This is a genomic window from Methanofollis liminatans DSM 4140, from assembly GCF_000275865.1.
GTDB classification, from domain to species: domain Archaea; phylum Halobacteriota; class Methanomicrobia; order Methanomicrobiales; family Methanofollaceae; genus Methanofollis; species Methanofollis liminatans.
Genome location: NZ_CM001555.1, coordinates 1,923,800 through 1,948,406, shown reverse-complemented (window position 1 = coordinate 1,948,406; position 24,607 = coordinate 1,923,800). Strand labels below are relative to the sequence as shown.

Genomic DNA, 24,607 nt, shown 5'->3' with positions numbered 1-24,607 from the left:
GCGGAAAAAGGATCCCCTCAAATCTCTATCAGTTCATACGCCGTCCTGCCGAGCCCGATCCGCTCGCCGTGCCGGATCTGGATCGTCCCGTCGGTGTACGGGGCGACCCCCCTGAACTTGTCCTCGCCCGGAGCGTGGTTGCAGAGGAGGCGGCTCCCGGCGATCCCCTGCTGAGCGTTGACCAGATCGAAGCTGGCGGCGTCGATCGCCACCGGATCGGTGGATGCCAGGATCCCGATGTCCGGCACAATCCGGCCGTCGCTCCAGGGGCAGCAGTCGCAGTCAGGCGTGATGTTCACCAGGAAGTTCAGGTATCCCACTCGCCCCTCCTTCCCGGCGACGGCGCCGAGGGCGTACTCGGCCATCATCTCCATAAAGGGCGCCACCCCTTCGGCCCAGTTGAAATCGATCGCCCCGGTCGGGCAGACGGTCATGCACTCCCCGCAGCCGATGCACCTGGACGCCTTCAGCCCGACGCCCCCCGCGGTCTCCTCCAGCGCTCCTGTCGGGCAGACGCCCGCACACCCCCCGCAGCCCGCGCAGACCTTCTGGTCGATGACCGGGAGGAGCCCCTGGTGCTGCTCCTTTTTCCCGGCCGCCGGGGCGCATCCCATAGCCAGGTTCTTGATTGCCCCGCCGAACCCGGCCATGCCGTGCCCTTTCACGTGGGAGAGGACGATCATGCTCCCGGCATCGAGGATGTCGCCTGCGATCTTCACTTGATCGAACCGCTCTCCGGCGATCCCAACCTTCCGCCAGTTCCCTGAGGTCAGACCGTCGGCGATGAGGATCGGCGCTCCGGTCACCTCGAAGCCGAAACCGTGGCGTATCGCCGTTCTCAGGTGGTCCACGGCGTTGTGGCGCGCCCCAGAGTACAGGGTGGCGGTGTCGGTGAGAAAAGGGTTGCCGCCGGCCGCCCTGATCCGTTCGACGACCTCACGCACCCAGACCGGGCTGATATACGTGTCGTTGCCCCACTCCCCGAAATGGAGTTTCACCGCCGTCAGATCTCCTTCCCTGATGCAGGCCCCAAGCCCCGCCGCCTCAAAGAGAGCGTTGATCTTATCGAGAGTATTTTTCCGATCGCTCCCCACGGCGGCCCCTGTAAAGTACACGCTGGATCTCATGCTCCTCCACTCTTTCTCGGTGAAGGCAGAAAAAAAGGTGGCGGTCAGAGATCGGGCGTCTCAATCTCGTCGTCCGGGTTGATCGCCGCGAAACCGACGACCCGGTCGCCCTCGTCCATCTTCATCAGCCGCACACCCCGGGTGCCGCGCTTCTGGATCGAGATCCCGCCTACCGTCATCCTGATCACGTTTCCTGCGGTGCTCATCAGGATGATCTCGTCGTCGTCTGAAACGGCCTTTGCCGCCACCACGCCGTCGCCGTAGGCCGGCTGGATGTTCCTCACGCCCATCGTCCCCCGTCCGTGGCCGCGGAACTCGTCGAATTCTGTCCGCTTCCCCATTCCCCCGGCGGTGATCGTGAGCAGATGGTCCTTTGAGACCAGGCTTAAGGAGACCAGATGGTCGCCGCCGCGCATCCTGATCCCGATCACCCCCTGCGAGTTGCGGTGGAGCGGGCGAACGGCCTCCTCGGAGAAGCGGAGGCTCTGGCCCTTCCAGGTCGTCAGGAGCACTTCAGTCGATCCGTCGGTGAGTTTCACGTCCATCAACTCGTCGCCCTCCTTCAGTTTGATCGCAAGGATCCCGCTCGGCCGCGGGCGGGAGAACTCCTCGACCGGGATCTTCACGACCATCCCCTCCTTCGTCGCAAAGAAGAGGTACTCGCCGGTATCGAACTTCCGCAGGGGAATGACGGCGCTCACCAGTTCGTCATTGAGGTTGAGCAGGTTGACGATCGCCTTGCCCTTCGCCGTCCGGCTGCTCTCCGGGATGTCGTAGACTTTCATCCAGTAGATACGCCCTTTGTTGGTGAAGCAGAGGAGGTAATCGTGGGTGCTTGCCACAAAGACGTCAGAAACGACGTCGTCCTCCTTTGTCGCCATCCCGATGACGCCCTTCCCGCCGCGGTGTTGCATCCGATAGGCTTCGAGCGGCATCCGCTTGATGTAATTCGTCGCCGTCAGCGAGACCAGAACTGGTTTGTCCTCGATGAGATCCTCTTTACAGATCTCCCCGGCTGCCGGGACGATCTGCGTCCGCCGCTCGTCGCCGAACTGCTCCCTGAGCCCGACAATGTCGGATCTGATCTCCCGGACGATAGTCTCACGCGTGGAAAGGATCTCCTGCAGCCGCTCGATCTCCTTCTGCAGCCCGGTACGCTCGTCTGTGATCTTCTGCTGTTCGAGGGCCGCGAGGCGGCGGAGCTGCATCTGGAGTATGGCATTCGCCTGCACCTCGTCGAGGCCGAAGCGTGCGATAAGGGTCTCTCTCGCTTCTTCGGCGCTCTGAGATGCCCTGATGGCGGCGACCACGTCGTCGATGCTCTGCAGGGCGAGGATCAGCCCGTTGAGGATGTGCACCCTCTCCTGCGCCTTGCGCAGCTCGAACTGGGACCGCCTGCGCACGACCTCGATCCGGTGGTCGAGGAAATGCTCCATGATCTGCGGGAGACTGAGGGTCAGGGGCTTTCCGTCCACGATAGCGAGGTTGTTGATCCCGAAGGTGCTTTCGAGGGGCGTGTGCTTGTAGATCTGGTTCAGGACAACCTGCGGCATGGCGTCGCGCTTCAACTCGACGACCACCCTGATCCCGTCCTTGTCCGACTCGTCGCGGAGGTCAGAGATCCCTTCGATCCTTTTTTCCCGCACGAGGGTGGCGATCTGCTCGACGAGGTTTGCCTTGTTCACCTGGTAGGGGATCTCCGATATGATGATGCGGGGGGTCCGCCCCTCCTCCTCGATCTCGGCGACACCTCTCATGATCACCTTGCCGCGGCCGGTGAGATAGGCCTCGCGCACCCCGGCCGTGCCCATGATCATCCCGCCGGTCGGGAAGTCAGGGGCCGGGATGTGCTGCATCAGGTCCTCGACGCCGATCGAGGGGTTATCGATATAGGCGCAGAGGGCGTCGCAGACCTCGCCGAGGTTGTGCGGCGGCATATTCGTCGCCATGCCCACGGCGATCCCCGACGACCCGTTGATGAGGAGGTTTGGCACTTTTGCAGGGAGCACCGTCGGCTCTTTCGTCGATTCGTCGAAGTTCGGGATGAAATCGACCGTTTCTTTCTCGATATCCTCGAGGACCGCCTCGGCGAGGGGGTTGAGGCGGGCCTCCGTGTACCGCATCGCCGCAGCGGAATCACCGTCGATGGAGCCGAAGTTTCCCTGCCCCTCTACCGGCATGTAGCGGTAACTGAACGGCTGCGCCATCTTGACAAGGGTGTCGTAGATGGAGGCGTCGCCGTGGGGGTGATATTTGCCCATCACGTGACCGACGATACTTGCGCTCTTCTTCGTCGGTTTGTCGTGGGTGATGCCCATCTCCCACATCCCGTAGAGGATGCGGCGGTGGACCGGCTTGAGGCCGTCGCGGACGTCCGGGATCGCCCGGCCGATGATCACCGACATCGCATAGTCGATGTACGAGGACTTCATCTCGTTCTCGACAGTGACCTGGATGACGGAACGGCGTTCGGGCTTCTCCTCAGATGTCAAGGTTCTTCACCTCCTGCGCATGTCTCCGGATAAATTCCTTTCTGGGTTCCACGTCGTCTCCCATCAGTTTTTCAAAGATCTCGTTCGCATAGATGGCGTCCTCGATCCGCACCTGTTTGAGCACCCGGTGCGCCGGATCCATCGTCGTCTCCCAGAGCTGCCCGGCGTTCATCTCGCCAAGACCCTTGTAGCGCTGGACTGAGACGCCCTTATCGCCCATGGCGGCCATGATCTCTTTCATGTCCTCCTCGCGGTAGGCGTACTCCTCCTTCTTGCCCCGCGCCACCCTGAAGAGAGGGGGCTGGGCAATGTAGATGTAGCCGTGCTCGATGAGTTCGGGCATGTACCTGAAGAAGAATGTCAGAAGGAGCGTCGTGATGTGCGCCCCGTCCACATCGGCATCGGTCATCAGGATGATCCGGTGATACCGCGCCCGGGAGGCGTCGAAGTGCTCGCCGACGCCGGTGCCGATCGCGGAGATGAGCGCCTGGATCTCGGCATTTTTGAGGATCTTGTGCGGGGAAGCCTTCTCCACGTTGAGGATCTTACCCCTGAGGGGCAGGATCGCCTGGAACCTTCGGTCGCGCCCCTGTTTCGCCGAACCGCCTGCAGAGTCGCCCTCCACAATATACACCTCGCTCTTTGCGGGGTCGCGCTCTGAGCAGTCGGCAAGTTTGCCGGGCAGACCGCCGCTTTCCAGGGTGCTCTTCCGGCGGGCGAGGTCCCGCGCGCTCTGTGCCGCCTCGCGGGCCCGTGCGGCGAGAAGGGCCTTGCCCACGATCGCCTGGAGGGTCTTCGGGTTCTCCTCGAAAAACTCGGTGAGGGAGGAGTATACCAGGGAATCGACGATGCCCCTGACGGCAGAGTTGCCGAGGCGCATCTTTGTCTGCCCCTCGAACTGAGGGTTTGCAATCTTTATGGAGATGACGGCGTTGAGTCCCTCCCTGACGTCGTCGCCCCTGACCGAGGCGCCGTTTTTGAGCAGGTTGCCCTTCTTCGCCGAGTTGTTGATCGCCCGCGTGATCGCGCTCCTGAACCCCTCGAGGTGCGTCCCGCCCTCGCGAGTGTTCACGGAGTTGACAAAGGTGTACACCTGCTCCTTGAAGGTGTTCGTGTACTGGAAGGCGACCTCCACCTCGGTCCGGTTCTCTTCGTCCTTCCGGTCGAAGGAGATGATGTTTTCGTGGATCTTCTCGGCACTCTCGTTGAGGTGCCTGACGAACTCGGCGATCCCGCCCTCATAGCAGTAATGGTCCTCGTCGCCCGAACGCTCGTCCCTGATCGAGATCGAGAGTCCGGAGTTCAGGAATGCGAGCTCCCGCATCCGGTGGGCGAGGACATCGTAGTCGAAGGTGACGGTCTCGAAGATCGTCTCGTCCGGGACGAACGAAATCGTTGTTCCGGAGAGGCGTTCCCCGAAATGTTCGAGGAACGCGTCGCGCTCCTCGATCCCTTCCCAGTCCCCTTCCGCGCCATATGTCCGGACGTACCGGGCTTTCATCTCGTCAAGGCTCTCCTTTCTGGAGTGGATCTGTTCGGTTACCGTGCCGCGGGAGAAGGTGATCTCATAGACCCTGCCGTCGCGGTGAACGGTGGCGCGCAGCATCTTCGAAAGGGCGTTGACGACCGAGACACCGACGCCGTGCAGGCCGCCTGAGACCTGATAGGTGTTCTTATCGAACTTGCCGCCGGCATGGAGGACGGTGAGCACCACTTCAAGGGCGCTTTTGCCGTTCTTCATCGTATCGACCGGGATGCCCCGGCCGTTGTCCACGACGGTGCACGAACCGTCGGTGCCGATGGAGACACTGATCTGATTGCAGAAACCTGCAAGCGCCTCGTCGATGGAGTTGTCGACCACCTCGTAGACCAGATGGTGGAGGCCCCGCGTATCGGTGCTCCCGATATACATGGCAGGACGCTCGCGCACCGGCTGGAGGCCCTTTAATACGGTGATGTGGGAGGCGTCATAGGTTGAACTCATGCCTGACCTCCGTTAAAAATAAGGGACGCGAAACTCGTGGATTCACACTATGTATTGGTCGTGAACCCTCTTTAAGGTACTCAATTTTTCAGATTGTCAGTCATATGTTCCGATCTGCGGGTCCGCGATCCCGAAGGCCAGGTCCACTTCCACGAGGAGTTTCTGGAGGATCGCCCTGACCTCGACTGCGGTCTCCCGGTCCATGCTGCCGGGCTGGTGCCAGATCACTTTTTTCCTGAGCTGCTCGACAAGGCTCTCGATCCGGGTGCCCGCGAACTGCGCCGGGAGGATCAGTTCGTCGAGATGATCGGCAGCGCCGTAAAACGCCTGCTCGGGCGGGAGGGCGAAATGCTTGCTGAGCGCCACCAGAGGGATCACAAAACCTCTCCCGAATTTGCTCTCCATGGATGGGAAGTTGTCCTCCCCGGTAAAAAAGGTATCAGTGTCCGATCTCACAGGAGCCATGCCGCCACCGCCGCCGCCGGGACGAGTGTGAGGCTTGTGGCAAGAAACACCCATTCCGACCTGAGCAGCGGCTTTTTCCTGATGAAGAGGTGCGAGTCCTTCCCGTATCCGCGGCAGCGCATACTCGTATAGGTCCGCTCCCCCTGCTCGAAGGAGCGGAGGAAGATTGTTCCGATGGTGTAGGCGAGTGTCTGCAGCCGGTAGCGGTACGGCAGGGAACGGTCGAAGGCGTCGAAGCATCTCGTCTCAAGAGAAGCCTTCACCCGCAGGTAGATCCGTGCAAAGAGGAAGAGATAGCGGACCATCATCCCGAGGACGAGGGTAAACTCGGGTGGCATGCCCAGGCGCCCGGCGCCCTCGAGCATCCCCTGCATCGTTGTCGTCGAGGAGAGGAGGATGATGAAGGAGATGCAGGCGAGAAATTTCACCGCCAGGATGGAGGCGAACTCCACCGACTCGGCATAGACGGCGATGCCGAAGGGGAGAGCGAACAGCGGGTGGAACGCCGTATAATGCGGGTTTTCGAAGAATATCTGGAAGAAGATCAGGAAAAAGCCAAACGGGAGGATCAGGAGGAAGTGTTTGAGGTAGATGGTCGGGGAGAGGCCGGACGCCGCCCAGAGGACGGCGAAGAAGAGCATAATTGCGGCGCCGAGGCGATAGACCGCGGTCGTGTACGGAAAGGCGACGACCGTTATAATCACGGCGAGGGTGACCAGGATCTTCACCCGTGCATCGCAGCGATGGACCCGGCTCGTGCCCTGTGCCGACTGCTCGATGGCGAAGAGATCTTCGATCATGGCCGGCCCCGGTATGCCTCCCTGAAAGCCGCCTCGACCTCTTCGTAGGTATAGCCCTCGCCAAGCGGGACGCCGGCCTCGCGCAGCGAGCGCATCAGCCGCTGGAGCACCGGAACGTCGAGACGGGTGCGCGCCAGCAGATCCGGCTGCGAGAAGATCGCCGGCACCGGCCCCTGTGCGGCGACCGCGCCGCGGTCCATCACATAGACGTAGTCGGCCAGTTCAGGGACGAGATCGAGGTGGTGGGTGGAGAAGATCACCGTCATGCCGAACCGTTCTGGCAGGGTATTGACAAAACCGATAAGGTCGGTGACGCCCTGCGGGTCGAGCCCTGCAGTCGGTTCGTCGAGGACGAGCACCTGCGGCTCCATCGCAAGGATGCCGGCGATTGCCACCCGTTTCTTCTCTCCGCCCGAGAGATGGTGGGGCGGGCGCGTGCGCAGGTCGTCAAGGGCGAGGAGACGCATGGCGCTCTCGACCCGATGGTGCACCGTCTCTTCGTCGAGCCCCAGGTTTGCCGGCCCGAAGGCGATGTCCTGCTCCACCGTCGGGGAGAAGACCTGGTCGTCCGGGTTCTGGAAGACGATGCCGATCATCTTGCGCACCTCCCTGAGGTTTGCCTTTGTGATCGGCTCGCCGTGGATGAGCACCTCGCCTGACGTCGGCTTCAAAATACCGTTTAAGTGTTTGAAAAGGGTGCTCTTGCCCGCACCGTTCGCCCCGATGACGGCGATCCGCGCCTTCCTGCCGGCGATGAAGTTCACGCCGTTGAGTGCCGGGGGCCGGTTGGGGTAGGCGTAGGTGAGGTTGCGGGTCTCGATGATGTGCATTGTCGTGTGGTACGCTAAAAAAGAATATAGAGTCAGTGTTTTGAAGCGGCAACCGCCCTGCCAACACCGAAGACGATAAGGAGCGCAAGGACGGTGCCCAGGACGACGGCAACGATTTCGCCGACCTTGCCGCCGCTCTCGCCCATCGAGTAATCGGGCATGGGCGCCTCGTATTCGAAGGTGCCCGCACCGATCGCCTCGGCGTCGCCGTCCTCGGGGGACGGGCCGGTGAGGCTCTTTGCGTCCTGCACCACGAGTGCGCTGGATTCCAGGCCGTCCGGGTCGCCCGAGGCGAGGAAGACGGCGGTAACGCCGATGAGAAGGGCGAGGACCATTCCGATGGCGACGAACTGCTTTGTCTCGATCATGCTGCCGCCCCCGCAGAGGTTTTCATCAGGTCAGGACGTGCAGCGACGATCAGGTAGATCGCGCCGGCCGTGATCACCGCTTCGATGACCCCGATCGCCGCATGGTAGGTACCCATGGCGATGAGGCCGGGCACGAGGGGGAAGGTGCCGGCGATCCACATCTCCACCGCGGCAGCAAGTGCCGGGATGAGGCAGGCGAACCAGGCGGCGACGGCCGCTGCGATGTAGGTGTTTTTGACGGCGCTCCAAAGTCCCGTGAAGGTGTAGTAGCCGACAAAACCGCCGATGACGCCCATGTTGATGATGTTCGTTCCCATCGTCGTGATCCCGCCGTCGCCGAAGACGATCCCCTGGACGAGGAGGACGAGGGTGAGGATGAAAACGGCGGCATAGGGAGATCCCAGCAGGATCGCGGCGAGCGCACCGCCGACGAGGTGGCCGCTCGTGCCCATGCCGACCGGGAGGTTGAACGCCTGGATGGCAAAGATGCCGGCTGCAAGGACGGCGACGAGGGGAATTTTTTCTTCGTCGAGCTCGTTTCTGGCCCACTTCAGTGCCATTACGATGAAGACAAGGGCGATGAGCCAGTAGATGGCGCTCTGCCCGATCGGAATGAACGCATCAGGAATGTGCATGTGTGGTCATGTTCTCAGTAATACTTCATACCATATAGGTATTACTGATTCACTCACATCAGCACTTCTTTCAAAAAAGCGCGCACTGCCGGGGCGGCCATGATGCCGAACGACATAAGAATCTTCTTTTTTGTGAGAAGGCGGCGGATCAGGGCGTCGGGCCGGTCCATGTCGCCATAGCGGACGATCAGGTCGGTGATCTCGGGGTCGGCCATCACGGCGATGAGGCGGTCGACCTGTGCGGGTGCGATCTCCTGCCTGAACCGGAAAAACCTCATCCCCTGTGCGAGTTCCCGGCCGAAATCCTCCTTCCAGCGCCGTTCGTAATCGGCGAGCGCATTGTCCGAGAAGTCGTCCGATTCGCAGCAGGAGACGGCGACTGCCGCCGCGTGGCGCGCCGCGCGCACGCCGGTGTAGACGCCCCCGCCTGAGGTGGGCTTTGCCATGCCCGCGGCGTCCCCGACGAAGAGGGTGCGGCGCCCGTAGGTCTGCGGCATCATGCCGAGCGGGATGGTGCCGGTGACGAGGTGGGTAACACTCGAGAGATAGGGTTTTACAAATCGGCAGAAGTCCTCGTGTACGTTCGCCGTCCCGCACATCCCGACCCGCGCCCGCCCCTCCCCTGCCGGGATCACCCAGGCGAAGAACTGCGGGGCGGCGTTCGGGTGGATCTCGACGAGGTGACTCTCCCGCTCCAGAGGCACCTCGGCCTGGATCCCTGAGAGATAGACGGGCGCGCGGGCGATCCCGAGCATCCGGGCGACTCCGCTCCTGGGGCCGTCGGCGGCGATCACCAGGCGCGCGGCCACCTCCTGACGCCCGTTCACACCCCTGGTGATGAGTCGCCCCCCTTCAATCCCGATCACGGCGGTCTTCATCCAGAACTCGGCACCGGCCGCGGCCGCCGCCCTGACCATCTCCGCATCGAGGGCGGCGCGGTCGACGACATAGCCCTTTGTCGTCCCGGCATCGAACGAGAGTTCCGCTCCTGAGGCCGATATGACGCGGGCGCCCCGCACCCGGTTCAGGACCGAGCGCTCCGAGACCCTGCATTCCAGGAAGGCGTTTGTCGAGAGGAGACCGGCGCACTGGACCGGGAGACCGGGCGCCGCGTGCTCCTCTATGCAGAGGGTGGAGAGCCCGGCCCTGGCGCATGCCTCGGCCGCCGCGCTCCCTGCCGGTCCCGCCCCGACCACCGCAACGTCGTACATCTTCCCAGATATGATCTCGCCGTCCTACTTCAATCTCCCGATGACGAGTGGCTTCTTTGCCGCGCCGCACCAACAGGATAGGGATGAGCGGAGAGCCCGATTTTAAGTGGAAACAGTGCCTCGTGATCAGGAGCGACGTGAAGATGAGCTGCGGCAAGAAATGCGCGCAGGTGGCCCACGCCGCCATCGGGGCCTATGAGAACGCGGGGAAGGAGGCGAAGAAGGCATGGCTTTCAGAGGGGCAGAAGAAAGTCGTGCTGAAGGCCGCCGGGGAACGGGCCCTCTTTGAGTTGAAGACGATTGCCGAGATGGCCGGCATCCCCTGCACCCTGATCCAGGACGCCGGCCTCACCGAGATCCCGCCGGGCACGGTTACGGCAGTCGGGCTCGGGCCGGCGCGGAGCGAAGAACTCGACCGGATCACCGGCGGACTCCAGCTCTTATGATCCCGACCCCCTACCCCCTTGAAGAGGCGCTCGGCATCGGGTGGTACATCACCGACACCCCGGGCACCGGCGGCGTGCTGCGGAAGAGCCCTGAAGACTTCGCCGTCGAGGAGATCCCTCTGCAGGAACCCTCAGGGTCCGGGCCATACCTTATCTGTCGCCTCCAAAAGCGGAACTGGGAGCACCAGCACGCCATGAAGACGATCGCCTCCGCTCTCGGCATCTCCCACCGACGGATCGCATGGGCCGGCACCAAGGACAAAAACGCCGTCACCTCGCAGTACATCTCTATCTATGGCGTGGAGGAGGCAGCGGTCGAGGAGCTCAGGATCAAGGATATCGTCGTCAGGCCGGTCGGCCGCAACCAGCACCCCCTCTCTCTCGGGTTGCTCGAGGGCAACCGGTTTGCGATCACGATCCGCGACTGCACCGCCGCCGATACCGCGGCGACCGTCGCCGCCTGCACCGCTGCCGCTGCGGTCGGGTTTCCGAACTACTTCGGGCTCCAGCGCTTCGGGGTCGTCAGACCGGTCACCCACCTTGTCGGCAGGCATATTTTGCAGGGCGACTATGAGGCGGCGGTGATGACCTATGTCGCCCTCGCCTGCCCTGACGAGGACGAGGAGGTCAGGAGGATACGGACCGAGTATCGCGAGACTCTGGACGCAAAGGCAGCGATCGCCGCCCTCCCGCGCCACCTCGGCTTCGAACGCTCGCTCCTCTCGCGGCTTGCCGAAGCGCCAGAAGACCACGCGGGCGCCCTGAAAAACCTCCCCCCAAAACTCCTCTCCATGTTCGTCTCGGCCTACCAGTCGTGGCTCTTCAATCGGGTGCTCTCGATGCGCCTTGCCGACGGCGTCGGGCTCGACGATCCCGTCTCCGGCGATCGTCTCCTCTTTGAAAACGGTCGAGAAGACCTTGTCACGGAGACGAACCGGCGCCTCGTCTCGGTTCACCTCAGCCGCGGCCGCTGCGCGATCGCCGTTTTCATACCGGGATCCGAGGGCGCCCGCATCGAGGGAAAAAGCGATGAACGTATGGCAATGATCCTTGAAGAGGACGGGATCACCGCTGAAGACTTCAAACGTGCTGCTGATTTTGTCGGTCTGCGATATAACGGCGCTCTCCGTCCGATCGCCGTAAAATCAGAGATACAATCGGGCGTCCTGGAGACGGACGTCAGCCTCGCCTTTACCCTCCCGCCAGGCCATTATGCGACGACCGTCTGCCGGGAGTTCATGAAGGCCGATCCGCGGGCGATGATCTAGGACGAGGCGAGGGCTCTGGCACCCCTGATGGCGTCGAAGAGGTTGCCCACCTCGTCGGCAAGCCCGATCGCGATCGCCTCCTCGCCCCTGATCAACCGGGCGTTGGCGATCTCTGAGCGTTCGACCGGGCGCTGAGCGATCACGTCGTTGATGAAGTCCTCGAAGCTGGCGTCCACGATCTCCTGCGCATATGCCCGCTCGGCATCGGTCAGGGGGCGGTATGGGGATGTCATGTCCTTCTGCTCCCCTGACTTTACCACTTCTACCTCCTTTCCCTCGTTTTTCATCCACCTGCTTTCGTCCGTAAAGAGCCAGATCACGCCGATGCTCCCGGTCATGGTGTCTGGCGAGAGGTAGATCCGGTCGGTGTGAGCGGCGATCAGGTAGGCGGCCGAGGCGGCGAGGTCGCCCATAGAGGCGACTACCGGTTTGCGTTCGCGGGCATATTCAAGGTCGCGGACAATCTCCTGCGCCGCTGCAGGGCTCCCCCCGGGACTGTCGATCCTGAGCACGATCGCCGTGATCAGCGGGTTTTCAGCGGCCTCCCTGATAGTACGACCCACGTACTCGCTCCCGACATACGCTCCGTTCGAAAAGTCGCCGGTCAGGATCTCCCCTTCCACCCTGACAACGGCGACGTCCTCCATGGTTTCTGGTGCAAAAAAGTACACTGCGGCGAGCGCTGCGATCAGGATGAGCCCGGCGACGCAGCCATAGAGCAGCTTCCTCTCAAGCCGCCGGCGCCTCTGTGCCCGCTCTATCCTCTCCAGCAGCCCTGCCATTCTTCACTCCCCGTAACAGACGGCGTATTCCGTCACCAGATTGTCTCCGCAGAGGTAGTGGCGCAGGAGGGTGAGGCGGATCATCTCGTCCTCGGAATCGATGTGCATGCCGCCGACGAGGGAGGGAGTGTCCTCGCCGCCGACGATGAAGGGGAGGTGAATGAGACGTATCTCGTCGACGAGACCGTGTTTGAGCATGTGCCAGTTGAGGGTCGGCCCGCCCTCGATCATCATCTTTTTCACGCCGTAGTCCTCCCTGAGAATTTTCATCAGCGCGGGCAGGTCGACGCGCTCTGTTCCGCAGACCACGACGTCCGCTCCCTTTGCACGGAGGGCCTCGACGCGCATCCCGGGGGCGCGCTCTGAGACGGCGATCACCGTCGGCGCGTCGGGCCCGAGGACGTTGGCGTCCAGCGGGATCTCTGCCATGCTCGAGGGGATCACGCGGAGCGGGCTTTTGCCGGGGACGAGCCGGACGGTGAGAAACGAGTTGTCAATTGCGATGGTGGTGGACCCGACCATGATGGCGTCGCATTCTGCCCGGGTCTTATGGAGGAGGATCTCGGTCTCATGCGCCATATGTTTCATGAGGATCTTGCTGGATGCCCCCCGTTTCAGGGTGAGTTTCCCGTCGACGGTAATCTCCGACATCATCAGCACATGTGGCCGTATCGATGGATCTGACATAGTCCCAGTCATACATTATCCCGGGAATTTAAAATGGGAACGGTGCCGGGTCTGGGTGGGCAAAGCAATCCTTAATGCCGTTGGGCGTTCCTTGATTATGGTATGAATATTACGGCGCTGAGGCCGAGGCTCATCTCGAAACTCGAGCCTGTTGCAAATTTTTTTGTCAGGGCAGGCTTCAGTCCCAACCAGATCTCCTATCTCTCCCTGTTTTTCGGGGTGCTCTGCGCCCTCGCCTTTGCCGAACGCTATTTTCTTGCGGGAGCGTTTCTTCTCCTGATCTCGGCCGTCCTCGACCTGGTGGACGGTACGGTGGCCCGGAAGAAGTGCTGCCAGACGCAGTTCGGGGCGGTGATCGACTGGGTCTTCGATAAGTACGTCGATGCCCTTGCCCTGCTCGGCGTGGGGCTCTCAGGGGTGGCGATTGTCAGCGGGTTTGCGCCCCTGCCGCCGGCGGCAGACTGGGCGGTCGTCGCCGTCGCCATCTTCGGCTCGATGATGAACACCTTCATCAAACCGGTGGTCTATGCCGAAGTCGGCTTTTCCGATCGGGTCGGCGGGAAGATCCACGACCCCCTTGAGGGCGTCGGCTTTTTCGGCCGACCCGAAACCCTGATCGTGCTGATCCTGGGGGCAGCGACCGGTTATGCAGGAGTTGCCGTGATTATCATCGCTGTCTGTTCAAACCTCTCGGCGATCCAGCGGATCATCTACCTTTCGAGATCGCTCTCCTGAACTCGTCCCGGTAGGTCTGGTAGAGGGCGTCGACCATTTTTCCAAGGTCTGGGATGACCAGGAAGAGGAGATATGCGATGACCACGAGGGCGACGAGCGCTCCGAGTTCGCAGAGCACGTTGTGGGCCCAGAAGAAACTCTCGTAGCCGTATTCGCCGTTGCTTGCGATCTCCGGGAGGAACTGGTACCACTGGCCGGTGTATGCGAGGATCACGTAAACGTTCCTGAAGATGTTGAGGACATAGATCACCGGCACGATGAGGAGGAAGGAGAGGACCTTCTGCCGCAGGTCGGTCGGCACGGCGGCCGCAACGCCGAGCATGATCGCCATGCTCTGGATGCCGGTGCAGGCGAGGATGATCTCTATCCGAAAGCCGTTTCTCGCAAACATGTTCCAGTCGACCATGGCGTAGTTCACGCCGAGGGCGGCGAGCCACCACCCGATCTGCCCGACGACGATGCCGATCAGCCAGTCGCCGAGGACCGTGTAGCCGAAGGGGATGTATATGAGGGAGGCCACCGCCGCCGCTCTGGTGAGGTACAGGACATTTCTGTCACCCGCACCGAGGCGTTTCGCCGTAACCCAGACGAAGGGAACGGAGAGGAGAGCGAGGGTGGGGTAGAAGAAATTGTTGACCGAGAAGTAGTACGGCAGTTCGGCGAAGAGATAGAGAGCCATGCAAGCCCACCCCGCAATGCCGGCAAGGGTGCGGTGCCGCCACGGGAGGAGAAAGGCGACGAATGAGGCGAGCGCTGCGAAGATGAAAAATTCTTCCATCACTAAGTACTCTTTCGCTTCGGGTAAAAAGCGTTCTCACCATGGCATAATCCATAAATCCAGAAGATCTGCTGATATTGTCTGTGATACAAGGCTTAATCTTGCATGCATACCAACGCATAACAGATGATGTTCTGTCCACAATGCAACAGTCTGATGATCTCGTCGGGAGGGCAGTTGAAGTGCCGCAGGTGCGGTTGCATTCAGGCGATCGAGAAGGAGGAGGATCTCAGGATCACCACGACCATCACGCCCAAGGAGATCACCATTGTCGATGACGACGACAAGGTGAACACGCTCCCGACGATCACGGTCAGGTGCCCCAAATGCGAGAACAACCTTGCCTTCTGGTGGCTCAGGCAGCTGCGGAGCGCCGATGAGTCTGAGGTGCGATTTTTCAGGTGCACCGGGTGCGGGCACACCTGGCGAGAATACGATTAAGAGCCAGATACCTTTTTTACGGGAGAGGGGTTCGGGACCCACTTCCGGCGTTTTTCGGGATCTTCGCATGTGCGTGTGGGCATCTCTGACATTTTCACCCGGCGCCGTTCACGTGAGGGGAAAGAAGGAGAAAGGGTTCTTCGCTCTTCTGTGTGAGAGGTCAGGACACCTTCGTCTAACTGCTCCCCGGACCGATCTGGATGAGGGGGACGATCCTGCACGGCAGGCTGTGAAGATGTGGGGAGCGTTTCTGGATGTTCGCAGGGCTTTTCCGGGCTGTCTCACGCGACGCCGCGAAAAGCCGCGAAGGTAAAGACGCGAAGGTGCAAGGATAGAATCAGGCCCCTCTTTCTTCGCGTGAGGAGATCACTGCCGGTGCCGGAGGTTACCCACATAAAACCGCAAAGACCAGGAAAAAGCATGTACGCCGTATGCCGGAAGGGCGGGACCAGGCTGAGCGTGCCCGGGTGACTGGGGCAAAGAACCAGAAAAAAAGTGTGTGCGGGATCTTTTCAGGGCAGCCCGATCGACTTCGCCCGGCAGCGCTGCCAGACGACGCGCCCGACCACCTTGAAGGTCTGCTCGAGTTCGTCGAAGTTCGGGATGTGGTGCTCCTTGAGGAGCTTGATCCCGGCGTCCATCGATTCGCCGCCCAGGAAGGTCCCGATCACCGGGTTGGGGGTTTTCTCGGTGAACTTGATCACCTGTTTTGCAAGCCCTTCCGAGGTGAGCACCAGGTTCGGGAATCCGACGACGAAGGCGATGTCCCAGAGGTCGGAGTGGCGTGCGAGCACCTCGAAGACCTGCTCGAAACGCTTCTCCGAGGCATCGCCCAGGAGGTCGAGAGGGTTGCCGTGGCTCCAGTAGTCGGGGAGGAACTCGTTGAGTTCGTCCATGATCTCGGCCGGGAGGTCGATGAGCTGGATACCATACATGTCGGCGTAGTCTGAGGAGAGTACGGCAAACCCGCCGGCGTTGGTGACCACGATCGCCCTGCGGCCCTTCAGGTAACCGCTCGGCGCTGCCAGGAGTTCGGCGGCCTCGAATGCACCCCTGAGGGCACGCACCGGGATCACGCCTGACCGGCGGAAGGCCTCCATATACACCTCGTATGAGCCGGAAAGCGAACCGGTGTGGGACGACGCCGCCTGCTGGCCCTTCTGGGAGGAGCCCGACTTGATCGCAACGACCGGTTTTTTCCTGGCGACCTCGGAGACGACCTCCATGAACTCCCGGCCGTCGGTGAGCTGCTCGACGTACAGGATCACCGCTTTGGTGTTCTTGTCCTGCTCAACAAACCGGAGGTAGTCCAGGAAATCGAGATCTGACTGGTTTCCGACGGAGAAGACCGCCGAGAACCCGATGTCCTGGGTGAGGCTCCAGTCTACGACGGTGTTGATGATCGCCCCGCTCTGGGAGATAAAGGCGATGTTGCCGGGGTTCGGGGACTGGTGGACGTAGGTGGTGTCGAGGCCGCGGGGCGGGACGATCAGGCCGAGGCAGTTGGGGCCGACGATCCTGATATTGTAACTCCGGGCGATCTCGAGCATCCGGTCTTCGAGCACCTTCCCTTCAGGCCCGGTCTCCTTGAAGCCTGCCGTGATGACCACGACCAGGGGGATCCCCTTCTCGCCGCACTCCTGCATCACCTTTGGCACATGAACGGCCGGCACAGTGATCACGGCAAGGTCGACCGGGTTTGGAATGGCGGTGACGGTCGGGTACGACTTGAGCCCCTGCACTTCGGTGCGCTTGTTGTTCACCGGATAGATCTGGCCGGGGAAGTGGAGGAGGTTGTGCAGGACGGCATACCCCATCTTTTTCTGGTCGGAGGAGGCGCCGATGACGGCGACCGATCTGGGGGTGAAGTATTCGGGCGGGACCAGTTTCCGCTGTTTCCTGCCGACCGGCCGGTAGTCGTCATCCACGATGATCCTGGCGTCCACCGCACAGGCACCGCTCTCGTACAGCCTGAGCGGGTTGATGTCAAACTCCATCACATTCGGGTTCTCCTCGAAGAACCGGGCGACGCCGGTGATGATCGCGATCAGGCTCTCCTCGTCCCGGGGTTTCATGCCGCGGTAGCCGCTGATCAGGGGGTAGGCGTTGATCTCCTTTACCATTGTCCTGATCTCTGATTCATGGACCGGGAGGATACGCAGGGTGACGTCCTTCATCAGCTCGACCAGGGTCCCGCCCATACCGAACGTTATCACCTTGCCGAAGGCCGGATCGGTCTTTCCGCCCAGGATGAGTTCGAGACCGGGTTTTGCCATCTCTTCGACGATGACGCCGTGGATCTCCGCATCCGGATTGTACTCCTTTGCCGATGCGACGATCCCGTTAAACGCTTTTTTTGCTTCTTCCGCGCCAGAAATGCCGACGATAACTCCGCCCGCATCGCTTTTATGCACGATCTGGGGGGAGATGATCTTCATCACGACAGGATAGCCGATCTCTGATGCCGCCTCTGCGGCTTCATCAGCACCCGTGACAATCTGGAATGCGGGGGTTGGAACGCCGTACTTCTGAAAGAGCTCATACCCCTCAGCCTCACTCAACATTCTTTTTGCCATGGAATTTCCTCACAGATACTGGTAACATCATTGAACCGCAGCGATTTTCCTGATAGTTCTGGATGCACAATGCAGGGTTATCAGGAATAGGCGGTGCCAGGTCCGATAATTCTCGTACATGCGGAGATGTGAAAGATTATAGGATTATGATCATAGTCTCAAAGTCATTCTTTAAGTGTTTTTTGAATTTGTTGAACTTGATGTCGGCAATCGCCGAATATTTCTCCTTCGCCCCGCTGCTTTTCCCTGGATGAAGTTTGATAAAAGGGGATAAAATCTATCTTTTTTAAAAAAAAGCTGATAATCATAGTCTGCGCGATTTAACATGGACGATCATGTATTATTCGGTGATATAACAAAAATTACTGTGCGAATTGTCTTTATTTTAAAAATAACCCCTTTTTTGCGTGACCACAAAATATTTAATAAATTCTCACTATTGATCGTGTAAAATTGGAGGCGACCATGACAGAACAGGATTTCTCCGTGCCTCTGGAGGCCCCAAAGTATTACCGGCCCGACCCCTCGTACAGGGAACAGTCGTGGATCGGAGACTACGAAGAGGCGTACCAGCGGTTTATCGCCGATCCCGACGGCTTCTGGAGGGAACGTGCGGCCGAGATCGAATGGTTCGAGCCCTTCGACCGGGTGATGGAGTGGGATTTTCCCTACGCCCGGTGGTTCCTCAACGGAAAACTCAATATCACGCACAACTGTCTTGACCGCCATGTACAGAACGGCCGGGCAAACAAGGTGGCCCTCTTCTGGAGAGGGGAGCAGGGAGAAGAAAAGGCCTACACTTACAGCCAGCTCCTCCGCAACGTCTCTGCATTTGCAAACGCCCTGAAACGGATGGGCGTGAAAAAGGGGGACCGCGTCTGCATCTACATGCCGGTCGTGCCCGAACAGGTGATCGCCATGCTCGCCTGCGCCCGCATTGGTGCCGTTCACTCGGTTGTCTTCGGCGGTTTCGGTGTCAACGCCCTCAATCAGCGTATCAGGGATTCAGGTTCGAAGGTGGTGATCACCTCAGACGTCTCGATGCGGCGGGGAAAAGAGATCCAGCTCAAGCCCATCGTCGAGGAAGCGGTCGTCAACGCCCCGAGCGTCGAAGCAATCATCGTACACCGCCGGGGCACGCCAATGGTCGAACTCCACTCAGAGATTGAACTGGACTTCTACGAACTCCTTGAGCGGGAGTCGCACTCCTGTGAACCCGAGGTCATGGACGCCGAGGACCCGCTTTTTCTCCTGTACACGAGCGGCACCACCGGATCTCCCAAAGGGATCATCCATGCCTGTGGCGGGTATGCCGTCGGCACCCAGTATACGACAAAATATGTCCTCGATGTCAAGGAAGACGACGTCTACTGGTGCACCGCCGATCCTGGATGGATCACTGGCCACTCCTATGTGGTGTATGGCCCACTGCTCAATGGTGCGACGGTTTTCTTCACCGAGACCACCCCTGACTTCCCTGACCACGGCATCTGGTGGAAGCTGATCCGGGACTACGGCGTCTCGATCTTCTACACCGCACCGACGGCGATCAGGATGTTCATGCGGGTCGGGGAGCAGTGGTCTGACCGGTATGACCTCAGTTCGCTCAGGGTTCTCGCCTCAGTCGGCGAACCCCTCAACCCTGAGGCATTCGAGTGGTTCTACCACCATATCGGCAGGGACCGCTGCCCGATCGTCGATACCTGGTGGCAGACCGAGACCGGGATGCACATGATCACCACGATGGTCGGCGAACCGATGCGCCCGGGCTTTGCCGGCAAACCGATCCCCGGCGTTGTCGCCGATGTCGTTGATATGGACGGCAGACCGGTTGAGGCAGGCAATGGCGGTTTTCTGGCCATAAAACGCCCCTGGCCCTCGATGCTGCGCACTGTCTACAACGACGACGATCGCTACCGGAAGTACTGGACCACGCTTGACAACCTCTATACGGCGACCGACCTGGCGGTGAAAGGGCATGACGGGAACATCATGGTGATCGGCCGGGCCGACGACCTGATCATCGTGGCCGGCCACAACATCGGCACAGCCGAAGTTGAATCAGCCCTCGTCTCCCACGAAGCGACTGCTGAGGCGGCGGTGATCGGTGTCCCCGATCCGGTGAAGGGGAACCAGATCAAGGCGTTCGTCATCCTCAAGGATGGATATACCGGGAGCGACCGGCTGAAGTCCGACCTCCGCTACCATGTGCGCATGACTGTCGGCCCGATCGCCATGCCGAGTGAGATAGAATTTGTCGAGGCGCTGCCGAAGACGCGGAGCGGCAAGATCGTGCGGCGGGTGCTCAGGGCAAAAGAGCTCGGAATGGACCCCGGCGATACCTCCACGCTTGAGGACTGATCACCCAACTCTTTATATATCTTTTTTACGTCATTTATAAACATGCACGGTAACCCGGAGGAATCTCTAAAAATAGAAAATATTGTTGCTTCCGCCAAAGTAACCGATTCTCTTGACCTTCCGGCAATCTCATCCAGGATACAGGGCGCCGACTACAACAAGAAACGCTTTCCCGGTGTTGTCATCAGGATGCAGGACCCAAAAATTGCGGCCCTTGTCTTTGGTTCAGGCAAAGTCGTCCTGACCGGGGCGAAGAGCGTGGAAAGTCTCAGCAAGGGCCTTGAGATCCTTGGGGGAAAGCTCCGCGACCTTGATATCGATATCGACGCCGATCTCACCTACACCATCCAGAACATCGTCACCTCTGCTGACCTTGGGAAACCTATAAACCTCAATAAGATCGCCATCGGCTTCAATCTTGACCGGATCGAGTACGAGCCCGAGCAGTTCCCCGGCCTTGTCTACCGCCTTGAAGATCCAAAGGTCGTTGTCCTTCTCTTTGGCTCCGGAAAACTGATCATTACAGGAGGCAAACAACCCGGGGATGCAAAACTTGCTGTCAGGAAGATCATTGCCGATCTCTCCAATCTCGGGCTCCTCTGAGGTATACCTTTTTTAATTATAAATCCAATATATTAGAGGAGTAGCACTCCTTCCTGATGTGTGGGGCATCTCTGCTGCCTGCCATTTTCGATGGGAATATAAAAATAAGGTGTCTGGATCTCGCATTTATATCCGAATCTATATATTTTGAAATATACCTTTTAAGAATATTCATATATTACAAATATTAACATAATACGTGAACCGGGTGAACATAATGAAAGCAGAAGAAGTCCTGTACTTTACTCAGAAAGAAGAAGAGTTCGCCACTCTCCTCATGGACATCGGTATCAAGCGCAATGTATCGAAAGTTCTTGTTTACCTTGCCAATACTGACGAAGCGACCTCCCGGGAGATCGAGCGCGGGACTGATCTCCGCCAGCCCGAAGTGAGTATTGCCATGCGCTTTCTCAAAGAGAAACGGTGGATCAACTCCAGGGAGAGCAAGGCAGAGAGCAAAGGGCGTCCGGTGAAGATCTACACTCTTGCAAAACCGATCAACGATATCATCGATATTATTGAGAAAAACAAGAAAAAAGAGGTAGATACCCAGCTTGCCCTCATCGAGAAGGCACGCGGTCTGATCTCGTGAGAATCCTGTAACTCCCGTCCCCCCCGACCATCACCGTCATTTTTTCCGCGTATTCTGTGAACAGCCCCGAGGTCAGGACGCCGGGAATCGTGTTCAGGCTGGTCTCAAGGTTCTCAGGGTCTTCGATCGTGCCGAATGCGCAGTCGAGAATGAAATTTCCGTTGTCGGTGATCACGGGGCCGTCCTTTTTCACACCCTCCCGTATCACTGCGTCGCCTCCAAGCCTGCCGACGTGCCGCGCCACACCGGTCGCCGCATAGGGCACGACCTCCACCGGCACCGGCATGTGCAGGCGATCTGCGACCTTGGTCACGTCCACGACGATCAGGATCCGCGTTGATGCGTCGGCGACGCACTTCTCGCGCGTATGCGCCGCCCCTCCCCCTTTAATCACGTTGAAGGCGGCGTCCACCTGGTCGGCGCCGTCGATGGTCAGGTCCAGTTCAGGGTAGTCGGCAAGGTCGGCCACCCTGATGCCGGCCGCGCGCGCCCTGATCGCGGACTGGTAGGAAGTCGGCACACCGACGACCGCAATCTCCTCCTCTCGAATCCTCTCGCCGATCCTGATGATCGCATAGTTCGCCGTCGAGCCTGTGCCGAGACCGACCGCCATGCCGTCCTCCACCTCTCCGGCGGCGGCGATCCCGACAATCCGTTTCGCTTCAAGGTTTGCCTGCTTGGATGTCACAGAAAAGGTATGGGTGGCAGGGAAGATAAGGGGTGCCGCTTCACCCGAAGAGGCGGCGGAGTTCGTCGTTTGCAGGCATCGCCGTGCAGTCGAGGGTGATCGGGGTGATCGAGACGTTGCCCTTTCTGATCGCATGGACGTCGGTCCCCTCCTCTGCGTCCTCGACCAGGGGCCCGTTGATCCAGAAGTACGGTCGTCCTCTCGGGTCGAGACGCCGCTCGACCCCGGTGTGGAAGAGTTTGCGCGCAAGGTGCGTCACCTCGTAGCCCCCCCGCAGGTGCGATGGGATGTTCACGTTGATCACGTCTGCGTTTCCCGGGTATCCGCGGGTGAGGATCTTTTCGCAGACGTCCCGCACGACCTTCTTAGCATCGTCGAAGCTGCTCCCGCAGTGGCGGGGGTCGTCGAACTTGTCCCCCTGGTCCCATACCTGGAGGGAGAAGGCGACCGACGGTGTCCCCTGATTGGACGCTTCCATCGCCGCCCCGACCGTCCCCGAGGTCATGATCGATTCGTAACTGAGGTTCTCGCCGATGTTGATGCCGCTGACCACCAGGTCGGGGCGTATATCGAGCGCGAAGAGGCCGACGATCACGGCGTCCGTCGGTTTTCCCCCGACCGAGTATGCGGTCACGCCGTTCAGCACTATCTTCGTCGCCCTGATCGGTTCGAAGATGGAGATCGATCGGCCCACAGCACTCTGCTGTGTTGCCGGGGCGACGATGGTCACCTCGGCGATCTCTGAGAGCGCTTCGTATGCTGCCCAGAGCCCGTTCGAGTAGACGCCGTCGTCGTTGGTGAGGAGAATCTTTGGTCCCATCGTAATGGAGAATGGTTGTGCCGCTCTGGCAGATAGTCGTTTGGGACCAATACCTACAAAAGATGCTGCTGCCAACCCATTAGAGAATGCGGGCATTTCTTGCAGAATATACGGTCTTCCATGATCCTGACCTTGCGATCGAAGGGCGGGCCATGCTGGAGACGCTCTCCGGGAGTTTCAGGCGTTGTGGATATGAGGTCGTCACCCCCGCAGGAGGTGACCTCGGAGCCGAGATCCGCGCCCTCGCCCCGTCGTGCGATGTCGGGCTGGTGATTGCACCCGACCATCTCCTCGCCCCGCTGACCAGAGCCGTCGAGGACTGCACGCACAACATCGGGTGCGGCTCGATGAACGTCGCCCTGTGCGCGAACAAACGGCGCACCTCGGCGATCCTGGCGTCGCATGGCATCCCGGTTCCGGCAGAGAAGACCGTCGGGCTGAAGGTGATCAAGCCGGTGTCGGGCTGCGGTGCGCATGGTGTCCGTCTGAGCGAGGATGCGCCGGGTGAGGGCGAGATCGGACAGGAGTACATCGAAGGCGAGCACCTCTCGGTCAGCCTTGTCGGGAGCCGGATTGTTGGGGAGGCCTGCCTCTATTATTCCGGGGCGCCGTTCCTGGTGCTTGCGGTGAACCGGCAGGCCGTCACGGTCGAAGACGGTGCGTTTGCCTATCATGGCGGCGAGACGCCGGTGGGCCACCCGCGCCTTGACGAGATCGTGGCGACGGCGGTGCGGGCAGCGACGGTTCTTGGCTGTCAGGGATACGTGGGCGTCGATATCGTCCTTGCCGATCGAGCCTATGTGGTCGACGTCAACCCCAGGCCGACGACGAGCATGGTCGGGATCGCCGCTTGCATGGAGGAGGAGATCGCCAGCGTCCTTGTGAACGCCTCCTATGGAAAAGCGCCGGCCTCGGTCCAGCTCTCCGGGGGGGCCAGGTTCGATAAGGACGGGAGGGTCGAGCGGCGATGATCGGGATCGATGTCGGCGGCGCCAACCTCAAGGTCGTCGATGGATCGGGCGCCCATATTCATTACTGCCCGCTCTGGAAGGAGGCGCCGCTCGGAGATCTCCTCTCTGCCTATGCCGGGCGAGGAGAAAACGCCGCCGTCGTCATGAGCGGAGAACTTGCCGACAGTTTTTCCGGCAAGGCTGAGGGCATCGGGTTCATCGTCGACGTTGTGAGGGAGCACTTCCCTGATGCCATATTTTACGGGACTGATGGGGTCTTCCACGACCGTGCCGTTCCCGAACTGGCCGCCGCAAACTGGCTCGCCTCTGCCGATTACCTCAGGGAGCGCTACCCTGACGCCGTGCTCCTCGATGTCGGCAGCACCACCGCCGATATCGTCCCGCTCGGCCGTTTCGACGATCTGCTCGGGCTCACCGACCTCCTCCGTCTCCAGAGGGGGTACCTTGTCTATACCGGGATGCTGCGGACGAACGTGGCGACGATCCTCCGGGCCGTGGAGATCAACGGGATCTTCACCCCGGTCTCGACCGAGTATTTCGCCTGCAGCGGCGACGCCCATCTCGTCCTCGGCACGATCCGGCCGGAGGACTACACCTCTGCGACGCCGGACGGCGGTCAGGCAACGGTCGGCGCCGCTCTCCGGCGGCTTTCTCGCGTTGTCTGTTCAGACCTCGAGGAGATCGGGGAAGCGGCGGCGCGGAGTATCGCCCTCCAGTTCTGGGCGGCCCAGCAGGGCATGATCCTCAGGGCCGTCTGGGAGTGCATGGGACGGTCAGGGGGCAGGCATGTCGTCTGCGCCGGAATCGGTTCTGGTGTTTTTGCCGAAACGCTGAAAGGGACCGACCTGAACAGGGATCTTGGTGGGATGGCCGACGCCCTCCCCGCCTATGCGGTGCTCGAGGTGGCGCAACGAAACGGCTCACGCTGAGCCTCGTCCTGCTGGCAG

24 protein-coding genes are annotated in these 24,607 nt (G+C 60.6%); 9 read left to right on the top strand and 15 right to left on the bottom strand.

What is annotated here, in order from left to right; all coding sequences use genetic code 11:
• Positions 1–17: 17 nt before the first annotated feature.
• The 9 genes from METLI_RS09545 to METLI_RS09505 form a co-directional block, all read right to left on the bottom strand.
• On the bottom strand, positions 18–1,127 hold the full coding sequence (locus METLI_RS09545; RefSeq protein ID WP_004039864.1) for a DUF362 domain-containing protein: 1,110 nt from the start codon (positions 1,125–1,127) through the stop codon (positions 18–20).
• 44 nt (positions 1,128–1,171) lie between these two features.
• On the bottom strand, positions 1,172–3,619 hold the full coding sequence (gyrA, locus tag METLI_RS09540; RefSeq protein WP_004039862.1) for a DNA gyrase subunit A: 2,448 nt from the start codon (positions 3,617–3,619) through the stop codon (positions 1,172–1,174).
• Positions 3,609–5,603: a DNA topoisomerase subunit B gene (locus tag METLI_RS09535; protein WP_004039860.1), complete on the bottom strand. Its 1,995-nt coding sequence runs from the start codon at positions 5,601–5,603 to the stop codon at positions 3,609–3,611. Before METLI_RS09535 ends, gyrA begins: the two co-directional genes overlap by 11 nt.
• A 96-nt stretch (positions 5,604–5,699) precedes the next feature.
• Positions 5,700–6,008: a hypothetical protein gene (locus tag METLI_RS09530; RefSeq protein WP_048103774.1), complete on the bottom strand. Its 309-nt coding sequence runs from the start codon at positions 6,006–6,008 to the stop codon at positions 5,700–5,702.
• Between the two features lie 47 nt (positions 6,009–6,055).
• Positions 6,056–6,868, bottom strand: coding sequence for a cobalt ECF transporter T component CbiQ (gene cbiQ, locus METLI_RS09525; protein ID WP_004039857.1), 813 nt, complete (start codon positions 6,866–6,868; stop codon positions 6,056–6,058).
• On the bottom strand, positions 6,865–7,698 hold the full coding sequence (locus METLI_RS09520) for an ATP-binding cassette domain-containing protein (protein ID WP_004039855.1): 834 nt from the start codon (positions 7,696–7,698) through the stop codon (positions 6,865–6,867). The genes cbiQ and METLI_RS09520 overlap by 4 nt, the downstream gene beginning before the upstream one ends.
• Before the next feature lie 32 nt (positions 7,699–7,730).
• Positions 7,731–8,066: a PDGLE domain-containing protein gene (locus tag METLI_RS09515; RefSeq protein ID WP_004039853.1), complete on the bottom strand. Its 336-nt coding sequence runs from the start codon at positions 8,064–8,066 to the stop codon at positions 7,731–7,733.
• Positions 8,063–8,701, bottom strand: coding sequence for a cobalt transporter CbiM (gene cbiM / locus METLI_RS09510; protein ID WP_004039851.1), 639 nt, complete (start codon positions 8,699–8,701; stop codon positions 8,063–8,065). Before cbiM ends, METLI_RS09515 begins: the two co-directional genes overlap by 4 nt.
• Before the next feature lie 53 nt (positions 8,702–8,754).
• Entirely contained in the window at positions 8,755–9,912 is a 1,158-nt protein-coding gene (locus tag METLI_RS09505; RefSeq protein ID WP_004039849.1) for a geranylgeranyl reductase family protein, read from the bottom strand.
• A gap of 83 nt (positions 9,913–9,995) precedes the next feature.
• On the opposite strand from METLI_RS09505, the gene pth2 reads away from it, so the two are divergent.
• On the top strand, positions 9,996–10,358 hold the full coding sequence (gene pth2, locus METLI_RS09500; RefSeq protein WP_004039847.1) for a peptidyl-tRNA hydrolase Pth2: 363 nt from the start codon (positions 9,996–9,998) through the stop codon (positions 10,356–10,358).
• Complete coding sequence (truD, locus tag METLI_RS09495; protein WP_004039845.1) at positions 10,355–11,626, top strand: tRNA pseudouridine(13) synthase TruD; 1,272 nt, start codon at positions 10,355–10,357, stop codon at positions 11,624–11,626. The genes pth2 and truD overlap by 4 nt, the downstream gene beginning before the upstream one ends.
• Here truD and sppA read toward each other — a convergent pair.
• Together sppA and METLI_RS09485 are read right to left on the bottom strand one after the other, a co-directional pair.
• A complete protein-coding gene (sppA, locus tag METLI_RS09490; protein WP_004039843.1) occupies positions 11,623–12,408 on the bottom strand; it encodes a signal peptide peptidase SppA in 786 nt (261 codons plus the stop codon). The two genes, truD and sppA, sit on opposite strands and share 4 nt — an antisense overlap.
• Positions 12,409–12,411: 3 nt before the next feature.
• Entirely contained in the window at positions 12,412–13,095 is a 684-nt protein-coding gene (locus METLI_RS09485; protein WP_048103772.1) for a dihydrofolate reductase family protein, read from the bottom strand.
• 102 nt (positions 13,096–13,197) lie between these two features.
• Here METLI_RS09485 and METLI_RS09480 point away from each other — a divergent pair, with 102 nt between their 5' ends.
• Positions 13,198–13,830 carry a CDP-alcohol phosphatidyltransferase family protein gene (locus tag METLI_RS09480; RefSeq protein WP_004039840.1) on the top strand — a complete coding sequence of 211 codons (633 nt, stop codon included), beginning with the start codon at positions 13,198–13,200 and terminating at the stop codon, positions 13,828–13,830.
• Here the strand turns inward: METLI_RS09480 and artA are convergent.
• A complete protein-coding gene (gene artA / locus METLI_RS09475) occupies positions 13,802–14,608 on the bottom strand; it encodes an archaeosortase A (RefSeq protein WP_004039839.1) in 807 nt (268 codons plus the stop codon). The genes METLI_RS09480 and artA overlap by 29 nt on opposite strands.
• 126 nt (positions 14,609–14,734) lie before the next feature.
• Between artA and METLI_RS09470 the strand changes: the two genes are divergently transcribed.
• The gene (locus tag METLI_RS09470; protein ID WP_004039837.1) at positions 14,735–15,049 is read left to right on the top strand and encodes a transcription factor S; all 315 of its coding nucleotides are present in this window, start codon (positions 14,735–14,737) and stop codon (positions 15,047–15,049) included.
• Between the two features lie 512 nt (positions 15,050–15,561).
• Here METLI_RS09470 and METLI_RS09465 read toward each other — a convergent pair.
• On the bottom strand, positions 15,562–17,625 hold the full coding sequence (locus METLI_RS09465) for an acetate--CoA ligase family protein (protein WP_004039835.1): 2,064 nt from the start codon (positions 17,623–17,625) through the stop codon (positions 15,562–15,564).
• Positions 17,626–18,090: 465 nt separating this feature from the next.
• Between METLI_RS09465 and acs the strand changes: the two genes are divergently transcribed.
• The 3 genes from acs (at position 18,091) to METLI_RS09450 (ending at position 21,181) form a co-directional block, all read left to right on the top strand.
• Positions 18,091–19,986 (top strand): acetate--CoA ligase, encoded by a 1,896-nt coding sequence (acs, locus tag METLI_RS09460; protein WP_004039832.1) that lies wholly within the window; start codon positions 18,091–18,093, stop codon positions 19,984–19,986.
• 42 nt (positions 19,987–20,028) lie between these two features.
• Positions 20,029–20,589 carry a TATA-box-binding protein gene (locus METLI_RS09455; protein ID WP_004039830.1) on the top strand — a complete coding sequence of 187 codons (561 nt, stop codon included), beginning with the start codon at positions 20,029–20,031 and terminating at the stop codon, positions 20,587–20,589.
• A gap of 217 nt (positions 20,590–20,806) precedes the next feature.
• Positions 20,807–21,181 carry a hypothetical protein gene (locus METLI_RS09450; protein WP_004039828.1) on the top strand — a complete coding sequence of 125 codons (375 nt, stop codon included), beginning with the start codon at positions 20,807–20,809 and terminating at the stop codon, positions 21,179–21,181.
• Here the strand turns inward: METLI_RS09450 and rpiA are convergent.
• Positions 21,150–21,869, bottom strand: coding sequence for a ribose-5-phosphate isomerase RpiA (gene rpiA, locus METLI_RS09445; protein WP_004039827.1), 720 nt, complete (start codon positions 21,867–21,869; stop codon positions 21,150–21,152). The genes METLI_RS09450 and rpiA overlap by 32 nt on opposite strands.
• Before the next feature lie 40 nt (positions 21,870–21,909).
• On the bottom strand, positions 21,910–22,689 hold the full coding sequence (surE, locus tag METLI_RS09440; protein WP_004039825.1) for a 5'/3'-nucleotidase SurE: 780 nt from the start codon (positions 22,687–22,689) through the stop codon (positions 21,910–21,912).
• Positions 22,690–22,775: 86 nt separating this feature from the next.
• Between surE and METLI_RS09435 the strand changes: the two genes are divergently transcribed.
• Positions 22,776–23,660: an ATP-grasp domain-containing protein gene (locus METLI_RS09435; RefSeq protein ID WP_004039823.1), complete on the top strand. Its 885-nt coding sequence runs from the start codon at positions 22,776–22,778 to the stop codon at positions 23,658–23,660.
• A complete protein-coding gene (locus tag METLI_RS09430; protein WP_004039821.1) occupies positions 23,657–24,589 on the top strand; it encodes a hydantoinase/oxoprolinase family protein in 933 nt (310 codons plus the stop codon). The genes METLI_RS09435 and METLI_RS09430 overlap by 4 nt, the downstream gene beginning before the upstream one ends.
• The last annotated feature ends 18 nt before the right edge of the window (positions 24,590–24,607 follow it).